Source organism: Kitasatospora sp. Xyl93, assembly GCF_055383135.1.
Genome location: NZ_AP029185.1, coordinates 927802 through 949086, shown reverse-complemented (window position 1 = coordinate 949086; position 21285 = coordinate 927802). Strand labels below are relative to the sequence as shown.

The following is a 21285-nucleotide window of genomic DNA, read 5'->3' as shown; positions in this document are numbered from 1 at the left end:
GTGCTCCCGTTTCCCGCGGGAGGGGGCGTGTAGCCGGGGCCGGCCCGGGCAGGCGTCGGTCATGGACGACGAGGCGGTGCACCCGTTCACCCCCGAGCCCTCCCCGTCGGCACCGGGCAACGGCCCGGTCCGGCGCGGGGGGTGGCAGGGCGGTCCGCCGGCGCGGCCGGCGCCCGTACGGAGACGGGCGACGGGAGCCCGCGCGACCACCGGTGAGCACGGGCCCGGCGGGCTGCGTGGCCCGGTGCCGGACGAGGGGCCGGTGCGGAACGTGACCGCCGGCGGGGAAACCGGACGACGACCCGGCGGGCGGGGTGCGCGCCGAGTCGTCGTCCGGGCCGAGGTGAGGAGGCCGGGCATGGACTGCTACGGACGAGTGCCGCTGCCGGGGCCGATCGGGGCACCGCACCCGTTCGGAGTACCGCTGCCCAGGCGGGTCCCGGGCCGGGACGAGACCAGGCGGCTGGTGTTCGCCGGCCGGGCGGGCGCCGTACAGGCCGGCCGTGACTTCAGCCGGGAGGCACTGCGGTCCTGGCGCTGGCTGCCGGCCGCGGACGGGGAACGGCCGGCGGTCGTCGAGGACGTGGTGCTGATGGTCTCGGAGCTGGTCACCAACGCCTGCCTGCACACCCGCGGCGGGCCGGACGAGCTGCGGCTGAGGTGGGACGGGCGACGTCTGCGGGTGGAGGTCGCGGACTCCAGCCCGGTGCGGCCCGAGCTGCGCCCGTACGCCGACCCGGGCCGCCCCGGCCGACACGGCCTGCGCGTGGTGGAACGGCTCGCGCGCTCCTGGGGCTCCGCGCCCGAGGGCGGGGGCAAGCAGGTGTGGCTGGAGGTCGCGCTGCCGTCCGGGTGGCCCGATCCCCTCGGGCGCCCGGCCTGACCGGCCGGGTCGGAGGCTGCTCGACGCCCGGCCGGTCCGGCCGATGATCGGCGACGGCGCGGGAAAAACACCAGCACGGGTGTTCGGAGCCGGATCCAGGGGTAGAACGAGTGGTGCAGCGGCCGTGACCGACCCGGCTGCTCCCGCACCGTGGACGGTGCCACCGGGACCGCGCTTGAAGAAGCCGGGCACAGGTCCTGGGGGAAGAGGTCCGCGACGCACGAGGTGCGAGTTCGCACGCGTCGCAGGGCGTTGCCCCGCATGCCCAGGAGCGATCAAGTGTCCACCCACCTGGAAACGACCGACCGGGAATTCGTGTCGTCGGACGTGCCGCCGTCCGACCTGCCGCCGCGCCCGACGGCCGCCGAACTGCGCCGGATGGGGAAGTCGGAGGCCCGCGAACTGAGCGACGCGCTGTTCGAGCGGCTCTCCGGGCTGGCCCGGGAGACCCACGCGTACAGCTACGTCCGCGGCACGATCATCGAGCTGAACATGCCGCTGGTGCGCTTCATCGCCGCCCGCTTCCGCCACCGCGCCGAGGACCTGGACGACATTCTGCAGGTCGGCACGATCGGGCTGATCAAGGCCGTGGACGGCTACGACCCGCAGCGCGGCGTCGAGTTCGTCACCTACGCGATCCCGACCATCACCGGTGAGATCAAGCGGTTCTTCCGCGACACCTCGTGGCCGGTGCGGGTGCCGCGCAGCATGCAGGAGCTCTACCTGTCCGTCGCCCGCGGCTCGGACCGCCTGGAGCAGGAACTCGGCCGGCTGCCGCAGCCCGAGGAGATCGCCGAGGACCTGCACATCACCGTCGAGCAGGCCACCGAAGGCCTGACGGCGGGCCGGGTCTACCGCCCCAACTCGTTGGACGCGCTGCGCGACCAGGACACCGACGAGTCGGGCAGCGCCCTGCTCGACCGCCTCGGCGGCTGCGACCCCGGCATCGAACTCACCGACTTCCGCATCGCCGTCCGCCCGCTGCTGGCCCGGCTGCCCGAACGCGAGCAGACCGTCCTCAAGCTGCGGTTCTGGGACGGCCTGACGCAGTCCCGGATCGCCGAGCGGATCGGCGTGTCCCAGATGCACGTCTCCCGGCTGCTCAGCGCCACCCTGGCCTGGCTGCGCCAGGAGCTGGAGGACCTGGACGCCCCCGGCTGGGCCGAGGAGTCCGAGGGGGCCGGCTGAGCCCGAGCGGACTGCAGGTCGACCCTGCTTCCGCCCGGCGCCGGCCTTGAGCAGGTAGGGCCGTTCGGGCAGGTCGTCGGGCACCGGGACGTACCCTTCTCCCCATCCACCGGGCCGCGCACTGCGCGGCCCGGCGTCGCGTACCCGGCGGGAACGGTCGGACACCCCCTAGCCTGGGAGGGGGGATGCCCGGGTGGGGGCGGCCGGGCCCGGCATCGAGGACGGCCCGGATGAAGGACTTTCTGGCGGCCAGCGGGTGGACGGCGGTCCCGCTCGGCGGGGACCGCCGCGCCCGCGCGGTGCGGCACCGCCGCCCGGACGTGGCGGCGACCCGTGCGTGAGGACCGGAGCCCCGAGCAGCCCGCCCCGCCCGACGACGCGGCCGTGCTGCGGGAGGCCGTCGACCGGCTGCGCACCGAGGCCGAGGGCCTGCGGCGGGCCATGCGCACCAGGGGTGTCATCGAACAGGCCAAGGGCATGCTGGCCGAGCGGCTGGACTGCACGCCGGAGGAGGCGTTCGACCACCTCGTCCAGCTCTCGCAGGACACCAACCGCCGGCTCGCGGACATCGCCGCGGGACTGGTGGGCCTGGCCGCCCCGCTGTCGGACCCGAAGGAGCCGGTGGAGGAGCCGGTGGAGGAGCCCGACGCGGAGCCCGGGCGCACGGCCGCCGGCGCCTCGCCGCGTCGGGAGCCGCTCGCTCCCGCCGCCGCTCCCGCCCCAGCACCAGCCCCCGCCGCCGCGCCCGCCCCCGCCCCCGGGCCGCCCACGGCGGCCCCGGCCGCCGCGGTGCCCGGCCTCGCCGCGCGCTACCACCTGGCGGCCTCGGCCCTGGCCAGCGCGGAGACGCCCGTGGAACTGGCCCGGCTGCTGCACCAGGTGGCCCTGGCCCCGGTCGGCGTCGTCGCCGTGGTGCTGGGCCGCCTGGAGCCGGACGGCGCGCTGCTCCTGGTGGGCAGCCACGGCGTGGAGCCCCGGCGGGTCAGCCAGTGGCAGCGCGTCCCGCCGGAGACCGGCGTGCCGCTGGTGGCCGCCGCCCACGGCGGCAGCCTGGTCTGGGAGTTCGACCGCGGCCACCGCGGCGGCCGCGCTCCGGGCAGCGGACGGATCGTCCCCGGTCGCAGCGCCTGCGCCGTGCCGCTGCGCTCCGGCGAGCGGGTCATCGGGGCGATGAGCCTCGGCTGGGACGTACCGGCCGCCCGGGCCCGCGCGGCGACCCGGTACGTGGACGCGCTGTCCGGGCTGGTCGCGGGGCACCTGCTGCGGTTCAACGGCACGGGCGAGGACGAGCCGGAGGTGGCGGTGCCCGGCGGCGAGCACTGGTTCCGCGCCGTGCTGGACGCCGTGTTCGACCCCGTCCTGGTGCTCACGGCCGTGCGCGGGGCCGTCCCCGGCGGTGCGATCACCGACCTGCGGGTCCGGTACGCCAACGCCGCGGCCGGCCTCGGCGCGGCGGACGGACGGCGGCTGAGCGAACTCCACCCCGGACTGGTCGCGACGGGGCACTTCGCGCGGATCCTGCAGGCCGCGACGACCGGCACCGGGTACGAGGGGCGGACCGAGGACTTCACCGGCGCCGGGCCGGACCGGACGCTGGCCCTGCGGGCGGAACCGTTCCTGGACGGCGTACTGCTCACCTGGCACCCCGACCACGGTGCCGAGCGCGAGGCCCGGCTCCACCGGGCGCAGCGGCTGGCCGGCCTGGGCAGCTTCGAGTGGGCACCCGGAGCGCCGCCGGAGCTGTCCGGGGAGGCCCTGCGGCTGCTCGGCCTCGACCCCGACCGCACCGACCCGGTCCGGCCGGCCGAACTGGTGGCCCGGGTGCCCCCCGCCGACCGCCCGGCGGCCCGGCTGTTCCTGCGCCGTCTGCTGGCCGGGCGGCGGACGCCGGCCCTGCAGTTCGACGCCGAGCGGCCCGGCGAGGCCACCCGCACCGTGCGGGTCTCCGCGGAGGCGGCGGGGGACCCGGAGAGCGGCCGCCCCCGGGTGATCCGGGGAGTCCTGCAGGACGTCAGCCGGTGGCACCGCACCGAGCTGGCCCTGACCGGCGCCCGGGCCCGGCTCGCCGAGCAGCGCCGCCGGGCCGGCGCCGAGCACCGTACGGTGCGGGCCCTGCAGAACGCGCTGGTGGCCGGGCCCCAGGCGCCCGAGCCCGACCCCGCCGTCCTCGACCACGCCGCCCGCCACCTGTCCGCCGGGGACCGCCCCCGGCTCGGCGGCGACTGGTACGACCTGGCCGCGCTCGCCGACGGCCGGATCCTGCTCGCCGTCGGCGAGGTCGGCGGCCACGGCCTGACCGCCGCCGTCGGCACGGCCGAACTCCGGTACGCGCTGCACGGCCTCTGCTACACCGGCCAGGGGCCGGGGGAGATGCTCGGACGGCTCAACACGATGCTCTGCCACCAGGGCGGCGGCCGGACCGCCGGCGTGCTGTGCGGCCTGCTCGACCCGGGGTCGGCGACCCTCACCTGGAGCGCGGCCGGGCACTCGCCGCCCGCCGTGGTCCGGGGCGCCACCGCCGGCCTCGCCGAGGGCCCCACCGGGAGCGCCCTCGGCGCCCAGCCGGACACCCGCTACCCCGACACCGTGCTACCGCTGCGCCCCGCCGAGGACACCGTGCTGTTCTGGACCGACGGCCTGCTGAACCGGCCGGACGACGCAACCGCCCGCCCGGACCGGCTGCTGCGCGCGGCCGAGGAGTGTGCCGGCCGCGCGCCGGCGGACTGCCTGGACCACCTCGCCGCCCGGCTCGGCGGCCCCGACGCCGACGAGGACGGCTGCCTGCTGGCCGTCCGGCTGCGCCCGCGCCCCGGGCGTTAGCGATCGCGCATCCGGGGTAATCGCTGCGGCGGACCACGGGGGACGGCACGGCGAGGAGGCGGACGGCATGGTCGGACACGAGCGGGCGCGGGCGCGCGGAACCGGACGTCGGCCGCGCCGCGACCCGGCCCCGGAGCCGCTGCTGCGCACCGTCGGGCTCGGTCTGCGCGGCCGCGCCTGGGACCTGGTGCGCGGACTGCGGCCGCGGACCGTGCTCGGGCTCGCCCTGCTGTCGCTGGGCCTGCTGGCCGCCGGCCTCGGGGTGTCGGCGGCCCCGTTCCGGTGGGGCCTCACGGGCTGCTGGGCCCTGGCGCTGGCGGCCGCCTCCGCGGTGCTCCGCGGCTGCGCCGACGGCCGCGGGGAGGAGCGGTGAGCGTGCCGCCGGTCGCGGCTCGCCGCGCTCACGCCGGCCCGACGACCCCGTCCGTACCGCGTGGCGGGCGGCTGTGCCGCCGGTGGCTGGTGTCGCAGAACGGGTAGGTGCGGCTGCGGCGGCAGGCGCACAGCGCCACCACCGGACGCTCGGAGACCCGCACCGTGCCGTCCGGCAGGACCACCTCGACCGGCCCCTCCACCAGCAGCGGACCGTTCGGGACGACGACCACCCGGGTCGCGGCCCGGTCAACGTTCGAGGACACCGCGCACCACCACCAGCTCCTCCGCGCGCTCGCCCGGCCGGATCAGCCCGCGCTGCTCGAACAGGGCGGCCCGCGCGGTCATCACCGGACCGAACTCCTGCCGCCGGTGCGCCGCCACCTCCGCGCGCAACCCGGCCGCGCGCAGCAGCACGAGCGTGGCGCGGACGTCCGCGACCGCGGACTGCACCACCAGCAGCACGCCGCCGGGGGCGAGCAGACCGGGCGCCTCCCGGCAGATCCGGTCGAGGACCAGCCGCCCGTCCGGGCCGGCGTCCCAGGCCAGGGCGGCGCCGCGGCCGGCGGTGCCCGACCCGGCGCGGACCGGGACGTACGGCGGGTTCGCGGTGATCAGGTCGTAGCTCCCGCCGGCCACCGGGGCCAGCAGGTCGCCCCGGCGCACCCGGACGCGCCGGTGGTGCAGGCGGCTGTTGAGCCAGGCGGTGGCGACGGCGCGGGCGGACAGGTCCACCGCGGTGACCCGCGCCCCCGCCCGGGCCGCCACGAGCGCGACGGCGCCCGTCCCGGTGCAGAGGTCGAGCACCCGGCTGGAGCCGTCCAGCGGCTCCCGGCGCACGCAGGCGGCCAGGAGCGCGGTGTCCCCCTGGGGCGGATAGACCCCGGGCGGCCGGAGCAGCAGCACGGCGGTCACCACGTTTCCGGTGCGGTGACGGCCGGCCGGGCACCGGACTTCGGCGGCCCGGCCGCCGCCGCGGTCCCCGCGCGGTACCGGCGTGCGGGGACGGAGGGGCGGGGGCGGCCCGGGTGAACGGGGCTGGGTGCGGTCATGGCTGCTCCTGGGGGGTAGGCCGGGCGGTGACGGCGGGTCAGGCCGATCCGGGCAGTCGGACCTCCAGGTGTCCGGAGAGCACCCGGGTCTCCAGCACCGGCTGGGGCGCGGTGGCCGGACCGTGCACCACCTCGCCGTCCCGCAGCCGGAACTCGCTGCCGTGCCACGGGCAGCGCAGGCAGCCGTCCACCACGGCGCCCTCGGACAGCGGCCCCGACAGGTGGCTGCAGCGCTCGGCCAGCACGTGGCAGTCCTCGCCCTCGCGGACCACCACCACGGCCAGCTCACCGGCCGTCGCGCGGACCGGCTTCCCGGGCGGGAAGTCCTCCACCGCGCCGAGGGCGACCCAGTCGGTCGGCCCCAGCCGGGGCACGGCGGCGGCCCGGTCCGGTCCGGCGGCCAGCCGGTAGGTCAGGTGGCCGCCGAGCGCGGCACCGACCGAGACGGCGGTCAGCCCGGCCAGGCCGAGCAGCCGGCCGCGCGCCCGGTGCCCCCGGCAGCGGGCCAGCAGCGAGCCGCCGTACAGCAGCACGCCGGTGGTGTTGGACAGCGCGTGCACCAGGCCGGTACGCCGGCGCGGCGGGTCGAGCCGGGCCCAGTCCACCCAGCCGGTGAGCGCGGTGGGCCCGGCGGCCAGCAGGCCGACCGCCACCAGGGCGTCGGCGGACCGGCGCCCGCCGGGGAGGTAGTCCAGCACTCCGGCGGACATCCAGCAGCCGAGCGGCAGGTGGATCAGCGCCGGGTGGAGCGGGTGGCCGAGCCACACGCCGTGCAGGGCGTCGCGGTACGGTCCGAGCGGGAGGGCCTCGACCGCTTCGGCGAGCGGCCGGGCCGGGGCGTCGAGGACGTCCCAGCGCGCCGGTGCGTCCAGCGCCCGGCGCAGCCGGCGGGACCACCGTTGGGTGTGCAGCGATGTGGTGTCCATACCCGGGCGGCTAACCGGGCACCGGCCCCGTAAACCCGGGTGCCGGGGTGTGTCGTGGACCGGGCCGGGTAGGCGCGCGTCGGTGGCCGTCCGCGGGGCGGCGGCCGGGTGCCGGCGGCTGGACGCGGCGGGACCCGGCGTGACCGCGGCCGGGGCGGCCTCACACGGCCGGGTGCGGTACGGAGTGGGGCACGCCGAACCGCCGTTCGTGCGGAGCCGATCCGCCGTCCGCCCGCCGTGCGGGCCCGGACCGCGAGGATCACGCTGCGGCCCGGCCGGTCGACCACCGGGCGACGGCGGCAGGACGGAAGAAGGGCGAGGCGCGGAGATGGCCGATCTGACGCGCATCGCGCGGATCGTGGCCGAGGCCGTCAACGGCCCGGGCCGGCCCTCCCTGCCCGAGCGGCTCTGCGCGGCCTGCGTGGCGGCGCTGCCCGCCGACGCCGCCGCGATCACCCTGATGGCCGACCCCGGGCACCGGGCCGGGGTCTGGGCCAGCGACGACCGGGCCCGGCGGATCGAGGAGCGGCAGTTCGGCCTCGGCGAGGGCCCGGGCGTGGACGCCTTCCGCACCCGCGGGCCGGTCGCGGTCGCCGACCTGCTGTCGCCCGAGGAGGTGCGCTGGCCGGTCCTGGCCGTCGACCTGGCCTCCTCGGCAGCCCCGCCCGGGCCCGCGCTGCGCAGCGCCTACGCCTCCCCGCTCCACCTCGGATCGTCCGGGATCGGCGTGCTCAGCCTGTACGGCGCGCGACCGGGTGTCCCGGAGCTCGCGGAGGCCGCCGACATCCAGGTCGCCGCGACCGCCGTGGCCCTCGCGATCGTGGGCTCCTTCCTGGCGCCCTCCGGCCACGGCTGCTCCGGCGGGCTGCCGGAGCAGCCGTGGCCGGAGGGGTCGGCGCTCGACGGCGTCGAGGTGGACCAGGTGATCGGCATGATCATGGTGCAGCTCGGGGTGCCCGCCGGGGAGGCGCTGGACCGGCTGCGGGCCCACGCCTTCGCCCACGGCCGGGAGATCGACGAGGTCGCCCACGACGTGGTGGAGCGGCGGCTGCGGTTCACGGAGGAGGACCGGTGATCCGGTCGTCGGCGGACGGCGGGGTTGAGGTGCGGGACGGATCGCCGGCGGGCTGACCACCGGGCGAGCTGAGCGAGGGGGCGCCGGGCGCCGGGGCGAAGTGTAGAGCGCGGGGAAGCCGACGGCGCGGTTTCGCTGCGTGATCGGCGCATACTTTCCGTAAACACACGGAGGTGCTCATGCCCATGGTGGATGTCGCTGCCCTCGGCCGACTGGTCGCGGAGTACGAGGCCCTGTCCCCGTCGAGCTCGCCGGAGGCCGGGCAACGGCTGCGCGACGTCTGCTACACGATCGGCATCTACACCGGGGAGGCCGACGCGGTCCGCGCGGTCGCCCGGGCCCGCCTGCTGCTGAGCCGCCAGGGGGCGGCCGACGTGGGCGGGACGGCGGCCGGGGCGCCGGCGACGGATACCCGCGCGGCGCTGCTGGCCGAACTCGGCGAACTCGCGGCCCGCGAGCGGCTGCGGCCCGCGCCCCTGCCGACCCTGAACGACGTGGTGCAGCTGACCCGGGTCACCGTCCCGGACTGCGTGGGCGCCGCCGTGAGCACCTGGCACGACGACGGCTCGGTCGAGACCTTCGCGGCGGCCCCGTCGTACCTGCTGGCCCTGGAACGCGCCCAGCGCGGGTCGGAAGCGGGCCCGCTGCCCCGGCTCCGCCGTCAGGGCGAGGGGCAGGTCGTGGTCCGGCTGGACCCGGGCCGGACCGGCCGGTTCGCCGACCGGGCCCGGCGCTGCGGCGTACGGGCGGTGGCCGGCGCCCACCTGCGCACCCACCCGCACGGCTGCACCGTGTTCAGCGCCTACCTGCGCACGCCGGACGAGCCCGGCACCCCGGCGCTCGGGCTGGTCGAGGTGCTCGCCCTCCAGGCGTCGGCCGCCCTCGACCGCTACGCGCTGTCCAGGGCGGTGGCCGACCTGCTGGACCGCCGGCACGCCACCGGCCTGGCCATCGGCCTCACCGCGGAGCGGTTCGAGGTCACCCCGCACACCGCGCTGGGCCTGCTGGTCGGGGCCGCGCAGCGGCTGGGCACGGACCTCGACACGGTGGCCCGGCACCTGGCCGACGGCGACCGGGCACGGTCCGGGCCCGGCGAGCGGAGCGGCCCGTAGCGGGTGCCCGGTCCGGTACTCAGGCCGGCGCCGGACCAGGCGGGAAGGCCGGACCGGGTTGGCAGGCCGGACCGGCGGGGATGGTTGCGCCGGTGTCGGCCGGGCAGGCGCGGGGGCGGCCGGGACGGCCCCGGCCGCACCGTACGAGGAGGCCGGGATGAGCATGGTGAAGGAGTCCGTGGACGTGGCGGTCCCCCTGCACACCGCCTACAACCAGTGGACGCAGTTCGAGGAGTTCCCGCGCTTCATGGAGGGCGTCGACTCGGTGACCCAGCTGGACGACCGCCACAACCACTGGCGGACCAGCATCGGCGGTGTCACCCGTGAGTTCGACACCGAGATCGTCGACCAGGAGCCCGACGAGCGGATCGCCTGGCGGACCGTGGACGGCGACGTGGACCAGAAGGGCGTGGTGACCTTCCGACGGCTCGACGAGGGCCACACCCGGGTCGCGATGGCCATCGACTTCCGGCCCGAGGGCATGGCGGAGCGGGCCGCCGATGTCACGGGCGTGGTCGACCGCCGGGTGAAGGGGGACCTGAAGCGGTTCAAGGAGTTCATCGAGGACCGCGGCCGGGAGGAGGGCGGCTGGAGGGGGCGGATCAGTCCGGGTTGAGTCTGCCGCCGGTCGTCCGGTCGGTGGACCGGCCGCCTGCTGGACGCTTCGTACGTCCGTCAGCCGCATGTCCGCGCGACCCCGGCCGCCGATCCGGCCGGGGTCGCGCGGTGTGCCCGGAACCGTCCGCGGGCGGCCGCACGGGCGCCGCTCAGTCGGCCACCACGCGCAGGGTGGCCAGGGAGTCGTCGGCGGCGTCCGGGACGACCATCCCGGCGGCGGTCCCGGAGCGCAGGTAGTCCACGACCTCGCGGTTCAGCCGTTCGCCGGGCAGGGCGGCCGGGATGCCGGGCGGGTAGGGGGTCAGCACCTCGGCGGCGATCCGTCCGACCGCCCGGGCCGCGGGCACCGCCTCGGTCGGCCCGAAGAAGGCCTCGCGCGGGGTCAGCGCCTGTTCCAGCCGCAGGCCGGACGGGTCCGGCACGTCGATGTGGGCCGCGGGCCGGAGTTCGTCGACGTGGTCGACGAGGTCCCGCAGCGCGGCCACCAGGGCGTCCACGGTGTCGGGGCCGTCGGCGTGGCTGAGCTGGGCGCTGATCCGGCGGTGGTCGGCGAGGTGGAGGTCGATCCGCCGGTGGGCGCGCAGCCAGTCGGCCGCCTGGTAGCCGTCGGTGCCCAGCGCGGCCAGGTCCACCACGAGCTGGAGCGGGTCGAAGTCGGCGGCCCGGTGCGGCGCGCAGAACTCCTCGCGCCCGTACAGCCGCAGCCCGGGCACCAGCGGGATCCACTGCCGGGCGGTCTCGGCCGTCCGCAGGGCCTGGTCGAACAGCCCGCGGCCGTGCTGGACCATCTGGCGGCGCCAGCCGTCCAGCGCCGCGTACATCAGGACGGAGGGGCTGGTGGTGCCGAGCAGGTCGGCCCGGGCCTTCAGCTTCGCGGGATCGACGCGGTCGCCGCGCAGGTGGTAGACCGAGCTCTGTTCGAGCCCCGAGCCCATCTTGTGCACCGAGGTGACGCACAGGTCCGCGCCCACGTCCATCGCCCAGGCCGGCAGCCCGGGGTGGAAGGGCAGGTGGGCGCCCCAGGCCTCGTCCACGACGACCGGCAGGTCGCGTTCGTGGCAGACCCGTACGATGCCGGCCAGGTCCGCGCAGCCGCCGTACGGCGTCGGGCTGGTGACCAGGGCGCCGGCCGCGTCCGGGTGGTCGGCGAGGGCCTTGGCGAACGCCCTGGCCGACGGCGGGTGGGCGAAGTGCAGCTGGGGATCCCACTCCGGGTCCACCCATACCGGGCGCACGCCGGACAGGAGGAGGCCGGAGGCGACCGACTTGTGCACGTCACGGCCGATCAGCAACTTCTCGCCGGGCGCGGCCACCGCGAGCATCGCGGCCTTGACCGAGAGCGAACTGCCGCAGGTGGTGAAGTAGGTGAGGTCCGCGTGGACGGCGTCGGCCATCAGCTCCTCGGCCTGTTGGAGCACCCGGCCGGTCGAGCGGCGGTCGTCCAGCCCGCCGGTGGCGAGCACGTCGGCGCGGAACAGGGCGTCCCCGAGGAGGGCCACGACCCGTGGGTCGGCGCCCCGGCCCTGCCGGTGGCCGGGCGGCGTGTACCCCAGCCGGCCCTTCTCGTGGTAGTCGGCGAGTGCTTCGAGGACGGGTGCGCGTGAGTGGTCCATGTCCGGCGGTTGCCCGGCCGCGGTGGTGGGAAACCGAGAACGCCAGGGGGGCGGCTGCACCCACGCGTCGCCGCCGGAGCGGAGTTTGGCCGGAGGAGCCGGGGGGACACGCCCGGAGCGGCGGGGAATCCCGCCGAGGGGCAGGAGGAGGGCGACCGGTACCACCGCATCGCCGACGCGCCGGGAGGGCCGCCCGCCCGCACGCAGGAAGGACACCACCCGTGCCGTACGACGAAGACCTGTTGGAGCAGCTCACCGCCGACCACCGGTCGGTCCTGGTCCGCTTCAGCCGACTCAGCGGCATCCCCCACGGGGACGGGGAGCGCAAGGAACTGGTCGACCTGCTGACGGACCAGCTGGTCCGGCACACCCGGGCCGAGGAGGAGCACCTCTACCCGCTCGCCCGCGACCGGCTGGCCGACGGGCCGGCCGTGGTGGAACGTGAACTCGCCGACCACCGCGGGGTGGAGGAGCTGCTCGGCGAACTCCGCCCGACCCATGTGACCTCGCCCCGGTTCGACCGCCTGGTGGCCCGGCTGGCCGAGGAGGTCACCCGTCACGCCGGCGACGAGGAGGCCCGGCTCTTCCCGGCCGTACGCGCCGTGGCCACCGAGGCCGAGCTGCACGCCCTGGCGGTCCGGGCCCGGGAGACCAAGGAGTCCTCGACCGGACGGCCCCGCCACCTGCCGCCGACCGACCGGCCGGCGGACCGGCTCCCGCCGCCCGAGCGCTCGGTCGGGGAGCGGGTGCGGGACTTCCTGACGCCGGGCGGACCGCACTGAGGCGCCCGGCGCGGGGCCCGTCCGATCGAACCGGGAGGTGCGACGTGCGTGAACGAGTGGACCGGATCGCCGAACCGTGGGGCGACCGCACCCCCTACGGCCCCGGCGGGCCGTGGCCGGTGCGGGTGGACGCCTACCTGGAACCCGGTGTCGATGCCGACGAGGTCGACCGGTGGGTGCCCACGGCGTCGCTGCTGCACTCCAACGGGGACGCGATGGACGTCGCCGTCGCCGACGGACGGATCGTCCCCGCAGGGGGACCGGCCGGGCGCGGACGGCGGGCGGGCCGCGAACGAGACCACGATCACCGACTGGGACCCGGTCTCCAAGCAGCCGCTGTTCAAGACCGCCGCCGCCCGGATCGCCCTGGTCGCCCGCGCCGACGGGCACCGCGCCCCGGCGCCCACCACCACGGCCTCGGCCCCGGCCGACGGCGCGTCCGTACCGCCCACCACCGGCGGGCCGGAGGCGGTCGCCGCCCAGCGCGCCGACGCGCCGGAAGGAGACGGATCGTGAGCGGCACCACGGACACCCTCCGCGCCCTGCACGACGGGGAGCGCCGGCTGGAACGGGCCCTCCTCGCGGCGGCGGAACGCCACCGCGCGGAACACGAGGTCCACCACGTCGCCACGGACCTCGCCCGGTGGTCCCGCGAGCACGCCCGCCGGATCGCCGACGCGGCCCGCGACCACGGGCTCGACCTGCCGGGGCCGCCCGGCGCTCCTGGGCCGTCCGACGTGTCCGACGTGCCCGGGCCGCCCGACGTGCCCGGGCCTCACTCCGAATCCGGCCTGCGCCTGCTCCACGACCTGCGGGACCTCCACCTCGCCGCGACCGCGAACTCCCTCCACTGGGAGATGCTCGCCCAGGTGGCGCAGGCCACCGGCGACGACACCCTGCTCTCCCTCGCCACCGCCTGCCACCCCCAGACGCTGCGCCAGATGCGCTGGAGCAACACGATGCTCAAGACCCTCTCCCCGCAGCTGCTCTCCAGCCTCTGAACGGACCGGTCAACGATCGCCCTCCGGGGCGTCCGCCGGCGCCGGGGCCGGCCCGTCGAACCCGGCGCCCCCGTCCCCGTCCCCGTCCCCGTCCCCCGAAGGCTCCGGCCCGGGCTCCCCACTCACCGCGGCCCCCTCCTCCGGCATCGGGACCGCCGGATGCGTCGGCACCCTGGTGGGCCCGCGCGAGCCGAGGCCCCGCTGGCCGCGCCACCGGCCCTGCCGGTCAGGCGGGATCCTGTCGCTCACGGCGTCCTCCTTCGCGTCGGGGCTCACCATTGTGTCCCGGCGGTCGGACACCCGGCACCTGACGGAGGACTACCGAGGCCGGCTCCCGGAAGGCGTCGCCCTGGGCCCCGGCGAGCGGCTCGTCGTCATCCCCGGACGGATGCTCAGCGCGGCGAAGGCGGCCATCGCGGACGCCTGATCGGCGGTCCCGCCGGCGTCGGCGGCGACGGGAGGGCGGGGGCCGGGTGAAAGGCGGTGGCCCGGTCGCTGGGGGGTCGGGTGGGAGGTAGCGTCACTGCTGGTCACCAGGGTGGCACGGTGATCCCTCATCGGGTGGGGTCGGCCGGGCCCTGGAGCAGACCGCCGCCGTTCCGACCGTCGACCTGACAGGAGCTTCCCCCCGTGGCCGTACCCACCACCTTCGACCAGAACGTCACCGGCTACAGCCTCCAGCACGCCTACTGGCTGGCCAAGGCCGCCGACCTCGCGTACAAGGACGAGGCCACCATCGACGAGCAGGCCCACGACTGGGGCTTCGACACCGTGCGCCACCACCAGACCCGGTTCACCCCGCCGTTCCCGCTGCAGGACACCCAGGCGTACACCATGGCGAGCGACCGCATGATCGTCACGGCGTTCCGCGGCACCGAACCCGTGCAGATCCGCGACTGGCTCACCGACTCCACCACCCCGCCCTGGCCGGGCCCCGCCCGGACGGGCTACGTGCACTACGGCTTCGCCGAGGCGCTCGAATCGATCTTCCCCGACGTCGCCAAGGCCATCGCCGACCTGCGCACCGAGGACCAGAGCGTCTGGTTCACCGGCCACAGCCTCGGCGGCGCGCTCGCCATGCTCGTCGCCGCCCGGCTCGACCTGGAGGACCCGAGAATGGCGGCCGACGGCGTCTACACCTTCGGCCAGCCCCGGACCTGCGACCGGCTGCTGGCCGCCGCGTACGACAAGGGCCTGAAGGGGCGCACCTACCGGTTCGTCCACGGCAACGACATCGTGCCCGAGCTGCCCCCGGCGCCCGCCTTCACCCACGTCGAGGCGCTGCGCCACATCGACTCCGCGGGCCGCGTCAAGGAGAAGACGGGGCTGGTCTCCGCCCTGACCGACCGGGCCAAGGGGCTGGGCGCCGCGGCGTTCTCGCCCGATGGCGAGGGCCTGCGCGACCACATGATGCGCAGCTACCTCGCCGCGTTGGAGAAGGCCCTGGCCTGACCGGCGGGAAGGGGCACCCGGCCCGGGTGGAGGGGCGGCCGCCGTCGGGGTGTGCGGCGGCCGTCGCCCGGCGGGGGCGGGGGAGTCGACAGCCGGACAGGTGGGGGAGGAGACGGCCGGTTGGGGTGGGGGTGGATTCGACGCCGGGGCGAGGGTGACGCGGAACCGGGTGCCGCGGTGGGGTGGGCGCGAGGCGTTCGGCCGGTGATCTTGGACGGATAGGCTGCCGTGTTGTCAGGTCCTCAGGGTGAGGACGGAGCTGATGACGATCGGTGGTGTACGGACATGATGGGACCGGCGCATTCGCTGTCGGGTGCGACCGCGTGGCTGGGGGTGGGCGCGGTGGCGGCCGGGATGGGGGAGCCGATGCCTTGGCCGGTCCTGCTCGCGGGGGCGCTGATCTGTGCGGGGGCGGCGCTGGCGCCGGACCTGGACCACAAGGCGGCGACGATATCCAGGGCGTTCGGGCCGGTGTCCCGGGTGCTCTGCGAGGTGATCGACAACCTCTCGTACGCGGTGTACAAGGCCACCCGGGGCAAGGGCGATCCGCGGCGCTCGGGCGGCCACCGGACGCTGACGCACACCTGGCCCTGGGCCGTGCTGTGCGGGGCGGGTGCCGCGGCGGTGGCCGGGTACGGCGGCCGCTGGGGTGTGCTGGCGGTGCTGTTCGTGCACATGGTGCTGGCGATCGAGGGCCTGCTGTGGCGGCACGCCCGGGTCTCCAGCGACGTCCTGGTGTGGCTGCTGGGGGCGGCCGGCGCATGGATGATCGCGGAGGTCCTCGACAAGCCGGGCAACGGCTCGCAGTGGCTGTTCGAGGCGCCCGGGCAGCAGTACCTCTGGATCGGGCTGCCGATCGCGCTCGGCGCGCTGGTGCACTGCCTGGGCGACGCGCTGACCGTCTCGGGCTGCCCGGTGCTGTGGCCGATACCGATCGGCCGCCGGCGCTGGTACCCGATCGGGCCGCCGAAGGGCATGCGGTTCCGGGCCGGCAGCTGGGTGGAGCTCAAGGTGCTGACGCCGGTCTTCATGGGGGCCGGCGGGCTCTGTGCGGTGGGGGCGCTCGGCTTCTTCGGCAACGGCTGAGGCCGACTGCTTCCGAGTTCTTGGGAGTCGGCGGGGCGTCGGCTGGTGTGTCGCCGACCGCCCCGCCCGCTCAGCGGGCCGCGAGCAGGCCGTCGACCAGGGCGTCGAGGCCGTCCCGGTAGGTGTCCTGGGCGGTGAGCGGCGCCCAGCGGTCGGCGAGCCCGGCCAGGCGGGGGAGCCGCTCCGGGTCGAGCCCGGCGAAGACCTGCTGACGGTGGGTCGGGCCGTCGTCGGCCGCCCGGCGGCGGGCCGCCGTCGCGCGGACCATGATCTCGCCGGCGGTGTAGTACCAGATGGCGCGGTAGCCCTGGACGGCCCGTTCCGGCGACAGGCCGCAGCCGACCAGGCCGTCGACGATCTGCTCGACGAACCACAGGGCGTGGGCGGACAACAGGCTGTCCCCGGTCAGCACCTCGACGATCCACGGGCAGGCGGCGAGCGCCCCGTGGATGGCGGCCGCCGCGGCGACGACCCGTTCGCGCGGCTCGGCCGGGAGGTCGGTCGGCCGCAGCGTCCGCTCCGCGTAGTCGTCCAGCAGCAGGACGAGCAACTCCTCCTTGTCGCGGACGTGGTGGTAGAGCGCCATCGGCGTGCTGCCGACCTCGGTGGCCAGCCGGCGCATGGTCAGCCGCTCGACGCCCTCCTCGTCCACGATCCGGCGGGCCGCGGTGACGACCTCCTCCCGGGAGATGCGGGGAGGCCGGCCGGTGGCCTTGCGCGGTGCGGCGGGCTGCGGTGCGGCGGGCTGCGGGGCGGAGGGCTGCTGCATGCCCCCATCATCACCCGGGACTCGACAGCGGGGATCGTCCGGGGCTACTTTCTATACATGTACAGAAACTTACCGGGGCCACGCCCCGGCCTGGTGCTGGCGGCCGTGACCGTCGCACAGTTCGTCTTCGCCCTGGACATGTCCGTGGTCAACGTCGCCCTGCCCGCGATCCGGGCCGACCTGGGCTTCGCGCCGCTCGACCTCTCCTGGGTCGTGCACGTCTACGCGCTCACCTTCGGCGGGCTCCTGCTGCTGGGCGGCCGCGCCTGCGACCTGTACGGCCGACGGCGGCTGCTCCTGCTGGGCCTGGCCGTCTTCGGACTCTGCTCACTGGCGGGCGGACTGGCCCAGGAGCCCTGGCAGCTGGTCGCCGCCCGCGCCGGACAGGGCGTGGGCGCCGCGGCGGCGGCCCCGGCCGCGCTCGCGATGCTCACCACCACGTTCGCCGAAGGCCCCCGGCGGGTGCGCGCGCTCGGCGTGTGGAGCGCGGCCAACGCCGCCGGCGGCGCGCTGGGCGTCCTGGCCGGCGGACTGCTGACCGAGTACGCGAGCTGGCGCTGGGTCATGCTGGTCAGCCTGCCCGTCGTGGCGACGGCGCTCGCACTGCTGCCCGCGGGCGACCCCGCCAGGGTGCCCGGGGCGCCTGACGCCCGGTTCGTACGGCGGGCGCGGCCGGACGTGCTCGGCGCCGTCCTCGCGACCGCCGGGATCGGGCTGCTGGTGTTCGGCGTGGTCCGCACCGACGTCCGGGGCTGGGGCTCCCCGGCCACCCTCGGCACGCTCGCCGCCGCGGTCGCGCTGCTGGCCGCCTTCGCCGTCACCGAGACCAGGACCGCGGCACCGCTGCTCCGGCTCGGCCTGCTGCGCAGCCGCTGGGTGGCCGGTGCCAACGTCCTGGTGTTCCTGGCCGCGGCCGGGCAGTTCACGGCCTTCTACTTCGTCTCCCTCTACCTCCAGCAGGTGCTGGGCCTGGGCGCCGCCGCCACCGGCCTCGCCTTCCTGCCCTTCTCGGCCGGGCTGGTCGCGGGCACCGTCCTCGCCACGCGCGTCGTCGCCGTCCGCACTCCCCGGGTCGCCCTGGTGCCCGGGGCCGTGCTGGCCGCCGCCGGACTGGCCTGGTTCGCCCTGATCAGCCCCGACGGCGGCTTCCTCACCGACGTCCTCGGCCCGTCCCTGGTCACCAGCATCGGCACCGGACTGGTGCTGGCCCCGGTCGCCGCCGCCGCGACCACCGGCGTGGCCGCCCGCGAGGCCGGTACGGCCTCCGGCCTGCTCAACAGCTCGCGCCAGCTCGGCGGTTGTGTCGGCCTGGCCGCCCTGGCCACCGTCGCCGCCCACCGCACCGGCGGCGCCACCGACCCCGCCGCCCTCAACGACGGCTACGCCACCGGACTGGCCGTCACCGCCGGGCTCTTCGTCCTCGCCGCACTGGTGGCGATCGCCGTGCTGCCCGGGCGGCGGCCGGAGGCGCCCCACCCGCTCGCCCCCGCCAACCGACTGGAAGGAACCCGCTCATGACGACCGCTCCGATCGCGGTGGTGGACCTGTTCGCCTCGGCCCTGCACATCCACCCCGACGGCGACCTCCGGGCCACCGAGCGCCGGATGACCGGCGGCGACGCCGGGGCCTGGCAGATCGCGACCTTCCACGTGGAGAGCGACGCCGACGTCCACGCCGACCACTGGGAGATGCACCCCGAGGCCGAGGAGGCGGTCTGCTGCCTGGCCGGCGGCGTCCGGCTCCACCTCCGCCCGGCCGAGCCCGGCGAGCCGGAGTCCATGGTGCGCCTGGCGCCCGGCAGCGCGGTGATCGTCCCCCGGGGCCGCTGGCACCGGCTGGAGCTCGACGCCCCCAGCGACCTGATGTCGATCACCCTCCGCACGGGCACCCGGCTGGAAGGGCGTACCGAGACCGGCTGACGGGAGGCGCGCCCGCGCGCCGCGGTCGTCAACTCGGCTGCCGGTACCTCGCCCTGACGTGTGAGGCGCCGTTGCCGGATGACGGGAGCGGGGGACAGGGCCCGTCCCACCGCCACCGTGCCGCCCCGGCCGGCCCGGGGCGGCACCGCCGTACCCGCCGCCGCGGGGTGCTCCCGGACGGATCCGTCCGGCCCCGTCCGACCGGTCGCCTACCCTACGAACGGACCGGCCGTCCAGGCCGTGGCCGCTCAAGGAGGAGTCCCGTGTCGTCCTGCGACCCCCAACACGCTCCCGTCGGCGATGTGAGCGCAGCGCTCATGGTGATCGACTCCCGGCTCAAGTCCGTCTACGACGGCAAGTCCGGGACGGACCCCGAGCACCAGCGGATGGTCGACCAGCTCACCGCGTCCTTCGGCCCCGAGGAGGCCGAGGCGCTGGTGGACGGCGCCTGCACGCTCGTCTACATCTACATGAACTGGCTGCGCTCGGCCTTCGAGCAGCAGGAGGAGGACGTGATCGAGCACGCCGTCCCCAGCCTGGTGGCCACCATGCGGATGATGCCGAGGACCTTCCGTCCCGAGGTGGTCCCCATGATGGCGGGCCTGCTCGTCGCCGCCGGCACCGGGCTGAGCCCCAACCTGTGGCGCGCCCAGTACGGGCCGTGGACGAAGGAGGAGATGAACCCCCTGGAGGCCACGGCGGTGCTGCTCGCGGAGTACATCAACCGGATCTCCGGCCAGGGCGAGGACTTCGCCACCAAGCTGGTCTCCGACGCGCTGTCCCAGCTGGACTAGGAGCGCCGGGCGCCGCCCCCGGACGGGGCGGCGCCGCGGCCCGGGTGGAGCGGCCGCTCAGCCGTGCATCACCCCGGTCTCCAGGGCCAGGGTGTCCAGGCCGTACCGGGTGACGTGGTCGACGTTCTCCAGGTCGATCGTGCGGACGCCCTCGGCGGCGAGCCGCTCGTTGATCTCGTCCAGGTGCCGCTGGACGGTCTGCTTCTCGGCGTCGGTGGTGCGGCCCTTGTGCGGCCGCCCGGCGTGCTCCAGGCTGGCGTAGTCGACCCGCTCCCGGTGGGTGGCGGCCGCCGCCCCGTGGCCGGCGGCCCGGGCGGCAGGCCTGGCGCCACGCAGCACCTCGGCCATCGGCGCGGCCGAGGCCAGCCGGTCGAACGTCCCGGCCTCCATCACCACCGTCTGCGGCTCCGCGCGGTCCGGGTGGTGCAGTTCGACGGTGACCAGGTCGAGCGCCAGCTCCCGCACCCCGCCCAACTCCCCGGCGAGCGCGTCGATCTCGACCGGGCCGTCCGTCAGGTCGGGGTGCTGGAGCACCACGATCCGCACCAGGTCCCGGTCGCTCTCCGCGTGCTTGCCGGTCAGGTCCGAGAACCGGATGATCTTCTGGCCCATGTCTCCCTCTCCTGCCCCTGCGATCAGCCGAGAGCCTACGCCCGGATGATCATCCCCGCCGCCCGGTCTCGCCCGCCCCCGGTCCGGGCCGGGCGGCCACGGCAAGCAACGCCCGGGCGGTCGGCGGCAGTTCGGTCCGGTCCCGGCCCGTTCGGGGCTCCTTCCCGGCGGGTCGCCGCCGGACCCGGTCCGGTAGGTGGAGGGTGGGGGCGGCCGGTTTCGGGATTCGCCGACGGGGCGTGCGGGGACGCCGTACGCTCGGGGCGCAGGCGGTCGGCCGCCGCCCGGGACCCGGAGGAGGACGGTGTGGACACGGCTGCCGTACGGCGGGACACGGGCACGGAGCGGCCGCCCGGCGAGCCCCGGATCGACCCGCTGCTCGCCGACCGCGTCACCGAGGCGCTCCTCCTGGCCGGCCTGCCCGTCGGGTACGGCGGACACGGGCCCGGTGTCCAGCTGCGCCCGGCCCGGCCGTACGACGACTCCGACGACTGCGGAGGCCTGATCGCCCTGCACTGGGAGCCCGGGCCCCGGCTGGCGGCCGCCGCGGCCATGGAGCAGCCCGAGCAGCCGGCCGCCGCCGCCCGGCGGATCGTCGACAGCACCATGCGGAACGCGCTGGCGGAGTTCCTGCCGGCCTTCGGCGTCGAGGTCGTGGCCGGCCGGCTCGGCGGGGAGACCAGGGTCGGCCGGGCCGGCGGCCCCGCCCCGGCCACCGGCCAGGACGCCTCCGTGCCCGCGCCGACCGGGGCCGGCCCGCAGGACCTCGGCATCGGCGCGGACGTCGTCCACGCGGTGCGCCGCGCCGCCGCGCTGGCCGGGCTGCCGGTCGCCGACCACCCGGACGCGCCCGGCATCGCCCTCACGCCGTGCCGGCCCGTCGACGACGGCGACGACACCACCGGCGTCGCCGACCTCCGCTGGAACCCCTCCCGGCGCCTGGCCGCCGCGGCCGAGGGCGACACCCCCGCTGCCGAGCGGGCCGCCCGCGCCCGGACCGCCGTCCAGGACGCGATGCGGCACGCCTTCGGCGCCGTCCTCGGCGCCTGCGGCCTCGACCTCCAGTGGCGCCGCCCGGCCGCGCTCCCGTACCAGCTGCGCGCCTACGGGCCCACCGAGCAGCCGCCGATCCGGCGCTGACCGGCGGGAGTCGGGCGGAGCGGGACCGGCTTCCGGCCGCAAGTCGGTTGTCGGTCGGGGGTGTTGGTGGT

Annotated in this window: 22 protein-coding genes and 1 pseudogene; 17 read left to right on the top strand and 6 right to left on the bottom strand. The window is 76.7% G+C overall.

What is annotated here, in order from left to right; genetic code table 11:
- Nucleotides 1–358: 358 nt before the first annotated feature.
- The 4 genes from ACZ5GH_RS04055 to ACZ5GH_RS04040 all read left to right on the top strand — a co-directional run bounded on the left by ACZ5GH_RS04055 (nucleotide 359) and on the right by ACZ5GH_RS04040 (nucleotide 5264).
- Complete coding sequence (locus tag ACZ5GH_RS04055) at nucleotides 359–883, top strand: ATP-binding protein (RefSeq protein ID WP_387747260.1); 525 nt, start codon at nucleotides 359–361, stop codon at nucleotides 881–883.
- Nucleotides 884–1144: 261 nt separating this feature from the next.
- On the top strand, nucleotides 1145–2071 hold the full coding sequence (locus tag ACZ5GH_RS04050) for a SigB/SigF/SigG family RNA polymerase sigma factor (RefSeq protein ID WP_464333447.1): 927 nt from the start codon (nucleotides 1145–1147) through the stop codon (nucleotides 2069–2071).
- A 333-nt stretch (nucleotides 2072–2404) separates the two neighbouring features.
- Nucleotides 2405–4891, top strand: coding sequence for a SpoIIE family protein phosphatase (locus ACZ5GH_RS04045; RefSeq protein WP_464333446.1), 2487 nt, complete (start codon nucleotides 2405–2407; stop codon nucleotides 4889–4891).
- A gap of 67 nt (nucleotides 4892–4958) precedes the next feature.
- On the top strand, nucleotides 4959–5264 hold the full coding sequence (locus ACZ5GH_RS04040) for a hypothetical protein (protein WP_464333445.1): 306 nt from the start codon (nucleotides 4959–4961) through the stop codon (nucleotides 5262–5264).
- 28 nt (nucleotides 5265–5292) lie between these two features.
- Here ACZ5GH_RS04040 and ACZ5GH_RS04035 read toward each other — a convergent pair whose 3' ends face one another.
- From ACZ5GH_RS04035 to ACZ5GH_RS04025, 3 genes are all read right to left on the bottom strand, one after another.
- Complete coding sequence (locus ACZ5GH_RS04035) at nucleotides 5293–5529, bottom strand: CDGSH iron-sulfur domain-containing protein (RefSeq protein ID WP_464333444.1); 237 nt, start codon at nucleotides 5527–5529, stop codon at nucleotides 5293–5295.
- The gene (locus ACZ5GH_RS04030; protein ID WP_387747270.1) at nucleotides 5513–6178 is read right to left on the bottom strand and encodes a HemK2/MTQ2 family protein methyltransferase; all 666 of its coding nucleotides are present in this window, start codon (nucleotides 6176–6178) and stop codon (nucleotides 5513–5515) included. The genes ACZ5GH_RS04035 and ACZ5GH_RS04030 overlap by 17 nt, the downstream gene beginning before the upstream one ends.
- 175 nt (nucleotides 6179–6353) lie before the next feature.
- A complete protein-coding gene (locus tag ACZ5GH_RS04025) occupies nucleotides 6354–7241 on the bottom strand; it encodes a Rieske (2Fe-2S) protein (RefSeq protein ID WP_387747272.1) in 888 nt (295 codons plus the stop codon).
- Between the two features lie 328 nt (nucleotides 7242–7569).
- On the opposite strand from ACZ5GH_RS04025, the gene ACZ5GH_RS04020 reads away from it, so the two are divergent.
- From ACZ5GH_RS04020 to ACZ5GH_RS04010, 3 genes are all read left to right on the top strand, one after another.
- A complete protein-coding gene (locus ACZ5GH_RS04020; RefSeq protein WP_387747274.1) occupies nucleotides 7570–8316 on the top strand; it encodes a GAF and ANTAR domain-containing protein in 747 nt (248 codons plus the stop codon).
- A 185-nt stretch (nucleotides 8317–8501) separates the two neighbouring features.
- Nucleotides 8502–9428, top strand: a complete 927-nt coding sequence (locus tag ACZ5GH_RS04015; RefSeq protein WP_464333443.1) for a DUF5133 domain-containing protein — start codon at nucleotides 8502–8504, stop codon at nucleotides 9426–9428.
- A 157-nt stretch (nucleotides 9429–9585) separates the two neighbouring features.
- Nucleotides 9586–10044 (top strand): SRPBCC family protein, encoded by a 459-nt coding sequence (locus ACZ5GH_RS04010; RefSeq protein WP_387747278.1) that lies wholly within the window; start codon nucleotides 9586–9588, stop codon nucleotides 10042–10044.
- A gap of 151 nt (nucleotides 10045–10195) precedes the next feature.
- On the opposite strand, the gene ACZ5GH_RS04005 is transcribed toward ACZ5GH_RS04010, so the two are convergent.
- Complete coding sequence (locus ACZ5GH_RS04005) at nucleotides 10196–11659, bottom strand: aminotransferase class I/II-fold pyridoxal phosphate-dependent enzyme (protein ID WP_464333442.1); 1464 nt, start codon at nucleotides 11657–11659, stop codon at nucleotides 10196–10198.
- 221 nt (nucleotides 11660–11880) lie between these two features.
- Between ACZ5GH_RS04005 and ACZ5GH_RS04000 the strand changes: the two genes are divergently transcribed.
- From ACZ5GH_RS04000 to ACZ5GH_RS03975, 6 genes and pseudogenes are all read left to right on the top strand, one after another.
- Nucleotides 11881–12441 carry a hemerythrin domain-containing protein gene (locus tag ACZ5GH_RS04000; RefSeq protein WP_464333441.1) on the top strand — a complete coding sequence of 187 codons (561 nt, stop codon included), beginning with the start codon at nucleotides 11881–11883 and terminating at the stop codon, nucleotides 12439–12441.
- Nucleotides 12442–12681: 240 nt separating this feature from the next.
- Nucleotides 12682–12957 (top strand): annotated as a pseudogene (locus ACZ5GH_RS03995) (nitrate reductase); the annotation flags it as partial.
- Nucleotides 12954–13442, top strand: a complete 489-nt coding sequence (locus ACZ5GH_RS03990; protein WP_464333440.1) for a hypothetical protein — start codon at nucleotides 12954–12956, stop codon at nucleotides 13440–13442. The pseudogene ACZ5GH_RS03995 and the gene ACZ5GH_RS03990, both read left to right, overlap by 4 nt.
- A gap of 280 nt (nucleotides 13443–13722) precedes the next feature.
- Nucleotides 13723–13869, top strand: coding sequence for a hypothetical protein (locus tag ACZ5GH_RS03985; RefSeq protein WP_464333439.1), 147 nt, complete (start codon nucleotides 13723–13725; stop codon nucleotides 13867–13869).
- Between the two features lie 203 nt (nucleotides 13870–14072).
- On the top strand, nucleotides 14073–14894 hold the full coding sequence (locus ACZ5GH_RS03980; protein ID WP_464333438.1) for a lipase family protein: 822 nt from the start codon (nucleotides 14073–14075) through the stop codon (nucleotides 14892–14894).
- Between the two features lie 285 nt (nucleotides 14895–15179).
- Nucleotides 15180–15980 (top strand): metal-dependent hydrolase, encoded by an 801-nt coding sequence (locus ACZ5GH_RS03975; RefSeq protein ID WP_387747288.1) that lies wholly within the window; start codon nucleotides 15180–15182, stop codon nucleotides 15978–15980.
- A 70-nt stretch (nucleotides 15981–16050) separates the two neighbouring features.
- Here ACZ5GH_RS03975 and ACZ5GH_RS03970 read toward each other — a convergent pair whose 3' ends face one another.
- Nucleotides 16051–16749, bottom strand: coding sequence for a TetR/AcrR family transcriptional regulator (locus ACZ5GH_RS03970; protein WP_387747290.1), 699 nt, complete (start codon nucleotides 16747–16749; stop codon nucleotides 16051–16053).
- 57 nt (nucleotides 16750–16806) lie between these two features.
- Between ACZ5GH_RS03970 and ACZ5GH_RS03965 the strand changes: the two genes are divergently transcribed.
- The 3 genes from ACZ5GH_RS03965 to ACZ5GH_RS03955 all read left to right on the top strand — a co-directional run bounded on the left by ACZ5GH_RS03965 (nucleotide 16807) and on the right by ACZ5GH_RS03955 (nucleotide 19462).
- Nucleotides 16807–18267, top strand: coding sequence for an MFS transporter (locus tag ACZ5GH_RS03965; RefSeq protein WP_464333437.1), 1461 nt, complete (start codon nucleotides 16807–16809; stop codon nucleotides 18265–18267).
- Nucleotides 18264–18668, top strand: a complete 405-nt coding sequence (locus ACZ5GH_RS03960) for a cupin (RefSeq protein WP_464333436.1) — start codon at nucleotides 18264–18266, stop codon at nucleotides 18666–18668. The genes ACZ5GH_RS03965 and ACZ5GH_RS03960 overlap by 4 nt, the downstream gene beginning before the upstream one ends.
- A 317-nt stretch (nucleotides 18669–18985) precedes the next feature.
- Entirely contained in the window at nucleotides 18986–19462 is a 477-nt protein-coding gene (locus ACZ5GH_RS03955; RefSeq protein ID WP_387748046.1) for a hypothetical protein, read from the top strand.
- Nucleotides 19463–19519: 57 nt separating this feature from the next.
- On the opposite strand, the gene ACZ5GH_RS03950 is transcribed toward ACZ5GH_RS03955, so the two are convergent.
- Entirely contained in the window at nucleotides 19520–20074 is a 555-nt protein-coding gene (locus tag ACZ5GH_RS03950; protein WP_387747296.1) for a hypothetical protein, read from the bottom strand.
- A gap of 306 nt (nucleotides 20075–20380) precedes the next feature.
- On the opposite strand from ACZ5GH_RS03950, the gene ACZ5GH_RS03945 reads away from it, so the two are divergent.
- A complete protein-coding gene (locus ACZ5GH_RS03945; RefSeq protein ID WP_464333435.1) occupies nucleotides 20381–21214 on the top strand; it encodes a hypothetical protein in 834 nt (277 codons plus the stop codon).
- Nucleotides 21215–21285: the final 71 nt, after the last annotated feature.